The sequence below is a fragment of the Bradyrhizobium sp. genome (genome assembly GCF_035484855.1).
Lineage (GTDB): Bacteria > Pseudomonadota > Alphaproteobacteria > Rhizobiales > Xanthobacteraceae > Bradyrhizobium.
This window is the reverse complement of record NZ_DATHOP010000073.1, coordinates 21,551-27,784: the sequence shown is the minus strand read 5'-3', so window position 1 is coordinate 27,784 and position 6,234 is coordinate 21,551. Positions and strand designations below refer to the sequence as shown.

At 62.1% G+C, this 6,234-nt stretch carries 6 protein-coding genes; 2 read left to right on the top strand and 4 right to left on the bottom strand.

All coding sequences use genetic code 11. From position 1 onward, the window contains the following. The first annotated feature begins 249 nt into the window (after positions 1 to 249). Complete coding sequence (locus VK804_RS08410) at positions 250 to 711, top strand: nitroreductase family deazaflavin-dependent oxidoreductase (RefSeq protein ID WP_325369819.1); 462 nt, start codon at positions 250 to 252, stop codon at positions 709 to 711. 164 nt (positions 712 to 875) lie between these two features. Here VK804_RS08410 and VK804_RS08405 read toward each other — a convergent pair whose 3' ends face one another. The 3 genes from VK804_RS08405 to VK804_RS08395 all read right to left on the bottom strand — a co-directional run bounded on the left by VK804_RS08405 (position 876) and on the right by VK804_RS08395 (position 4,406). After that, positions 876 to 1,751 (bottom strand): alpha/beta hydrolase, encoded by an 876-nt coding sequence (locus VK804_RS08405; RefSeq protein WP_325369817.1) that lies wholly within the window; start codon positions 1,749 to 1,751, stop codon positions 876 to 878. 26 nt (positions 1,752 to 1,777) lie between these two features. Then, on the bottom strand, positions 1,778 to 3,082 hold the full coding sequence (locus tag VK804_RS08400; RefSeq protein ID WP_325369815.1) for an MFS transporter: 1,305 nt from the start codon (positions 3,080 to 3,082) through the stop codon (positions 1,778 to 1,780). 274 nt (positions 3,083 to 3,356) lie between these two features. Next, positions 3,357 to 4,406: an LLM class flavin-dependent oxidoreductase gene (locus tag VK804_RS08395; RefSeq protein ID WP_325369813.1), complete on the bottom strand. Its 1,050-nt coding sequence runs from the start codon at positions 4,404 to 4,406 to the stop codon at positions 3,357 to 3,359. A 180-nt stretch (positions 4,407 to 4,586) separates the two neighbouring features. Between VK804_RS08395 and VK804_RS08390 the strand changes: the two genes are divergently transcribed. Continuing rightward, entirely contained in the window at positions 4,587 to 5,678 is a 1,092-nt protein-coding gene (locus VK804_RS08390; RefSeq protein WP_325369811.1) for an LLM class flavin-dependent oxidoreductase, read from the top strand. 148 nt (positions 5,679 to 5,826) lie between these two features. Here VK804_RS08390 and VK804_RS08385 read toward each other — a convergent pair whose 3' ends face one another. Beyond that, complete coding sequence (locus VK804_RS08385; protein WP_325369809.1) at positions 5,827 to 6,177, bottom strand: hypothetical protein; 351 nt, start codon at positions 6,175 to 6,177, stop codon at positions 5,827 to 5,829. Positions 6,178 to 6,234 lie beyond the last annotated feature (57 nt).

Sequence of the window (6,234 nt, the reverse complement as noted above, 5' to 3'; positions counted from 1 at the left end):
AATCCTCCCGAGCGGGGCTCTGCCCTATCGGGTCATTTTCAGACCTTAACCCACCTCCGCGCCAGGTCTGGTCATCCCCCAACAACGGACATGCGGTGACTGCACCGGCATGTCCGTTTCGTGCCAACAACAGACTTATCGATCGCAACACATCTTCACTCTGAGCGCCAAACAGGGTCGCTCTTGCAGCCGGGATTGGCCGATCCACCGCCCGATGCTATGCTCCCTGCAGCTTTGAAGGAGGGTACGATGGCTGAAGCGAAACTCGCTCCGAACCTGCCGGGCTGGATGCTCGAGCATGCGAACCGCTACCTTGCCAGCGGGGGAACCGACGGCCACATGTACAAGGCCACCGTGCCAGGGCGAGGTGAGATCACGGCGCCGTCACTGTTGCTGACCACCACCGGCCGCAAGTCTGGCGACAAGTTCATATTCCCGCTGTTCTACGGAACGGACGGCGGCAGTTACTTCGTCGTCGCCTCAAAGGGAGGCGCGCCCGAACACCCAGGCTGGTATCGCAATATTCTCGCCAACCCCGACGTCGAAGTACAAGTCGGGACCAAAAAGATGAACACGCGGGCCAGGACAATTGCGGGCGAGGAACGCCTCCGCCTTTGGAAAAAGGCGCTCGAATTCTGGCCGCCCTACGCCGACTATCAGCTCAAGACCGAGCGCGAGATACCGGTGGTCGTGCTGGATCCGGTTCATTAGAGCGGGATGATGCTTACCTCTCCCATCGGGAGAGGTCGGCGCGTAGCGCCGGGTGAGGGGCTACGGTCTCTCGTTAGAGCAGCGCCCCCTCACCCGATTTGCTGCGCAAATCGACCTCTCCCCGATGGGGAGAGGTAAAGGAGGCGACTGTATCCAGCGGCGTTCTACGCTGCCTGATGCCGCTTCAGGAAGGTGCGCGCGCGGTTGATGGTGCGCGCCTTCAGCTCCGGCGGCTCCTTCCAGGGGAATACCGTGATCTCGGCATTCTGGCAGAGCGAGGCGACATCGATCGAAGTCACCAGCGGATGCGCGTCGACGTCGTCCGGGAGTACCAGCATCGACGTCTGGCATGATTTCGCGAAATCGCGCGATACGCTGTACACGAAATCGGGCCGCACGCGGTAAAGGTTGTGCAGATATTTCTCGATGGTCTCCATCGAGACGTCGCCCCGGCGCTCGCGCAGCTCCTTGGCCCAGACGGTCTTGCCGGCGTCGTACATGTAATCCGGGTTCGCCGGGTTGTGCCCGACCGGCTGGCTCAATATCGCCGCAGTGACGCGCTGCGGCGCGCGCTCCATCAACTTCATCGCGAACGGGCCGCCGATGCAGTTGCCGAAGAAGAAGAACCTGTCGATGCCGAGATGGTCCATCACGCCCAGCTGGTCGTCGGCAAACGCGCCCCAGGGATCGTCGACCGCTACCGGCCCGGTGGACTCGCCGCCCGTGGCGTTGCGCTGGTCCATGGTGATCACGCGGAAGTCGTTCTTGAACTCGTCGGGAATGTTGATCACCGCACGCGCCCACACTGCGATACACGAGTTCAAGCCGCCGCCGGGCACAGCCAGCAGCGGGAAGCCAGAGCCGATCTCGGCGTAGCGGATGCGGACGCCTCCCTTCTCGTAGAAGCCGACCTTGGCGCCATCAGGCAATCCCGGAACGGCCCCCGCCGGCTGTGCCTGGGCGAACACTTGCGGCACGGCGCTTGCCGCCGCGGCGGCAGCACCGGTTGCAAGAACGGCGCGTCGGCTCGAATCGATCATCGGCTACCTCCCTTGTTTTTTGGCCGTCACTGCACCGCCGGCACGGTGCGCGGTTGGCGGCGACCAATGACCAACACGCAGATCGTGCCAACCACGGCCGTAGCGGCGATCGGCATCATGGCCAGCGGAAAGCTGCCGGTCTCGGCCTGGATCCAGCCGATCAGATAGTTGAAGACGAACCCGGACAGATTTCCCAGTGCATTGATTTGCGCCAGCCCGGCTGCCGCCGATGTTGCACCAAGCCATTCCGACGACAGTGCCCAGAACGGCCCCTTGCTGGCATACGTACCGGCTGCGATCAGGGTAAGCAGCGGGATCATCATCCAGAGGCTGCCGATCGCAAAGAACGTCGCGATCATGGCGACAACCATCCACGCGAGCGGCAGCGCATTATGCCACACCCGTTCACCGCTGCGATCGGAGTGGCGGCCCCACAAGACCATCCATACGGCGGAAATGCCAAAAGGCACGGCAGTGACGAGGCCGGTCTGCCAGTTCGTCAGTCCGAACGATTTGACCAGCTGCGGCACGAACAACGCGAGCGACGTCGAAGCTCCGGCGGCGCCCGCATAAACCAGCGCCATGATCAGCACGTATTTGTTGGACATTACACGCCAGACCGAGTCGTGAGAAATGCGAGGCGCGCGCTTGCGTTCACTCTCCAGCGTGGCCATCAACCATTGGCGCTGCTCGAGCGTCAACCACGAGGCATGCTCCGGTCCATCCGTCAAATAAAAGAAGCTCGCGATCCCGAGCAGCACCGCCGGCACGGCTTCGAGCATGAAAATCCACTGCCAGCCGCCTAACCCGAGGATGCCGTCCATATAGAGGATGGCCCCCGAAATCGGTGAGCCGATCAGGCCTGCCACCGGCAAGGCCACCATGAAGATGCCTACGACGATCGCCCGATACTGCGCGGGATACCAGTAAGTGATGTAAAGGATCACGCCGGGGAAGAAGCCGGCTTCGGCAGCGCCAAGCAGGAATCGCAACACCAGGAACGAAGTCGGTCCGCCGATCAGCGCGCACGCGGCAGAGACGATGCCCCACGTGATCATGATCCGGGCGATCCAGGTGCGCGCGCCAAACCGCTGCAGGGCCAGGTTGCTCGGCACTTCGAGAAGGAAATAGCCGAGAAAGAAGATGCCTGCGCCGAGGCCATACGTCTTGGGATCAATGCCGACCGCCTTGTTCATTTGCAGCGCAGCGAAGCCAACGTTCACACGGTCGATGTAGTTGACCAGATAAGCGGCAATCAGGAATGGCAGCAGGCGCCAGGAAACCCGAAGGATTGTTTCTGATTCCAGGTTGCTCACGGTTGAAGTTGGCATGGCGGCTCCTCCCTGATTTTTTTGGCAACGCGGCCTTTTTCGCCGGAGCAAATAGCGTCCGCGAAAGCATGCTTCTTTTTGGATGGAGCCGCAACTTCGGCGGCTCACGGGTACGGCGAACATGGCCGTCATGCAGTGCAGCAAATGGTTTTGAGATGTCCGCTTGGGGTCGAAGCCGGACTTCGGGATGAACCCCGGCCACTCCGCTTTATGCCAAAAGGCGACCGCCGTCTCATTCGATCATCTCGTCTGCGGTGATGACTGACGAGATGTTCTAGCGGAAGCGCGGCACGACTTCCTGGCAGAGCAGGCGCAAGGCATTCATCACACACGCATGCGGAATGAGGCTGCCGGGGTTGAGTTCGGCTAGAATACCGTCGAGCCCGATCTCCTGGCGCAGGCGCTGCAGTTTTTCGGCCACCTGATCGGGTGTGCCAACGAGCATCTTGTCGCGTAGCGCTTCTTCGTAGTCGACGCTCTGCAGCCGCTGGCCGCGCTCGGCGCGCTGCTCGATGGCGCGCGCGCCCGACAGGTTCGCGGAAGCCTCGAGCTGGCCGCCGATGGTGCGGAACAGATGCATGACACTTTCCTCGGGCTCGCGCCGCGCCCGCTCCTCGGTCTCGGCGATATAGACCGGCACGCGCAGATAGACTTCTCCCGTGCCGGGATGGCCGGCGGCGCGATAAGCTTCGCGATAGCCGCGCACCAGCGGCGCCAGCTCCGAGATCGTGCCGATACGGGCGGCGACGAAGATGGCGTGACCCTGCGCTCCGATCGCGGCATAGGTATCGACGCTGGTCGCGGCGATGCGGATCGGCGGATACGGCTTCTGGCGAGGCTTCGGTACCAGTGCCACCTTGTCGTAGGTAAAATATTTGCCTTGGTACGAGAAGCGCTCCTCGGTCCAGGCCCGTTTGACGATCTCCAACGTCTCAGCGAAGCGCTCACGACTTTCTTCATAGGGAACGCCGTAGGCCTCATAGGTGCGGGGAAACCCGCTGCGGCCGACGCCGAAAATGAGGCGGCCGTCACTGATCTGGTCGACAGTGGCGGCTTCCTCGGCGAGCCGCAGGGGATGGCAGAGCGGCAACACCTGAACTGCGGTGCCAATCTTCATCCGGCGCGTGCGCTGGGTAATGGCGGCAGCGAGGATCAAGGGCGATGCCAGTACCGAGCGATCGGGGACGAAATGCAGCTCCGCAAGCCACATGGCATCGAGCCCCCACTGCTCGGCGGCGTCAACCAGCTCGAAGGACTGCGAAAAGGCTTCCGCTTCGCTGGTGTCCCGGGATTTTTGAAACTCGTGGAATAAACCGAATTCCATTGCTTCTCCCTACCGATCGCTTTTTTGACAGCCTAACGGACATCGGAACGCATGGAAACACCCGTGAGGGTTCGGCTTGAGAGCCGGCAATGTATGCGAGCGCCGGGTATGGAAGCCTCTGGATTCACTTGACTGCACCGCGTCGATTCGCCAGCGTTGCTGCCTGCGAAAGGAACGGTCATGCCCGTCAAAATCATTGGAATGATCGGCGTGGCGCCGCCGAGCAGCGAAGCCAGCCTGCATGTGATCGAGGGCGGCTTGTCGCCGTCCTATCTCACCGAATTTGCCCGCGCCCATGATCGGGCCGGCTTCGACTTGGTGTTGGTCGGCTATTCGTCTTCGTCGGCGGAAGGATTCCTGGTTGCGCTTTACGCGGCCATGCAGACGGATCGGGTCGGCTTTCTCGTTGCGCATCGTCCGGGGTTCGTGGCGCCGACGTTGGCAGCGCGCAAGATTGCGACGTTCGATCATCTGACGGGCGGCAGGCTCGCCGTTCACATCATCACCGGCAAGTCGGACGACGAGCAGCATGGCGACGGCGATTTCAGCCCGAAGGAAGAGCGCTACCGACGGGCGGCGGAATATCTGGAATTGATGCAGCTCACCTGGTCGAACGACGAGCCGTTCGATTTCGCGGGAAAGTTCTATCGGGTCGAGCGCGCACATTCCGACGTGCGCCCGCTGCAGCAGCCGCATCCTCCGTTGTTCTTCGGCGGCGCTTCGCCCGGCGCGCTCGAGATGGGCGCGAGGCTGTGCGACGTCTACGCGATCTATGCCGAGCCGCTGGCCTCGACGCGCGACCGCATCGCGCAGTTCCGCGCACAGGCGGCGGTCTTCGGACGCGTGCCGGGTTTCAACGTCTCGGTTCGCCCCATCATCGCCGACACCGAGGGAGCCGCGTGGGACAAGGCCAATCGCATTCTGGGGGCGATGAACTCGGCGAAGGGATGGCGGCGGCAGGAGGAGGCAACCGGACCGACCGACAATGCCGGCAAGCGGCTGATGGAGTTCGCTCTCAAGAGCGATATTCATGACGAGCGGCTGTGGATGCCGATTGCGAAGGCGACCGGCGCGCTCGGCAACACCTCCTGTCTCGTCGGCACGCCCGAACAGGTCGCTGAGGCTATCCTTAGATACTACCGGCTGGGGATCGGCTCGTTCCTCATCCGCGGCTTCGATCCGATGAACGATGCGATGGAATTCGGCAGAGAACTGATCCCGCGCATCAAGGCCGGCGCCGCCGCGGCCGACGGCATGAAGGCAGCCGAATAATGCGCACCTTCCCGCGGGTGCGCGAAAGGCCGAAGCCGCCGACCGCCGCTCCAGCGAAGCAAATACCGATCGAATGGCAGCTTATGCGGTCGGCATACTGCGCCGACCGCCGCCCGCAAGTGCACGCCATCGATCGAGAAATGCCCCTTCACGCATTTACGCTTTCCTTGTGTCTGTTCGACAGCCACGAACACACCGCGGCCGGGATTCCACCGATCAGGCCGAGTGCCAAAATATAGCGCTCGCCGTCCCACGCCAAAAAGAGAACTGAAGCCCCATAGGTGAAGAGCGTTGTTGCGACGGCAACAGGAAGGCGAGTTCTGGCGAAGAGCCAATCCACCAAAGCGACCACGAGACCGGGCCCAACAAAGACAAGGCAGCCCAACGCCGGCCCGGACAAACTATCTATTTCAGCACCCGTCAGGATGTAGACCACGGCATAGAACGAGGCAGTGGCAATCGCGGGAAAGAGGATAAGATAAATCAGAAGCCGTCTCATGCCGGCATTTCCCAAATCTCTTGGTCGGTCTTGCCGATGTTTTCGTTCAAACGGCTG

Excerpts from the sequence above, each read along its gene's own strand:
- VK804_RS08395 (WP_325369813.1), bottom strand. The coding sequence starts at position 4,406 with ATGGAATTCGGTTTATTCCACGAGTTTCAAAAATCCCGGGACACCAGC.
- VK804_RS08400 (WP_325369815.1), bottom strand. The coding sequence starts at position 3,082 with ATGCCAACTTCAACCGTGAGCAACCTGGAATCAGAAACAATCCTTCGG.
- VK804_RS08385 (WP_325369809.1), bottom strand. The coding sequence starts at position 6,177 with ATGAGACGGCTTCTGATTTATCTTATCCTCTTTCCCGCGATTGCCACT.
- VK804_RS08390 (WP_325369811.1), top strand. The coding sequence starts at position 4,587 with ATGCCCGTCAAAATCATTGGAATGATCGGCGTGGCGCCGCCGAGCAGC.
- VK804_RS08410 (WP_325369819.1), top strand. The coding sequence starts at position 250 with ATGGCTGAAGCGAAACTCGCTCCGAACCTGCCGGGCTGGATGCTCGAG.
- VK804_RS08405 (WP_325369817.1), bottom strand. The coding sequence starts at position 1,751 with ATGATCGATTCGAGCCGACGCGCCGTTCTTGCAACCGGTGCTGCCGCC.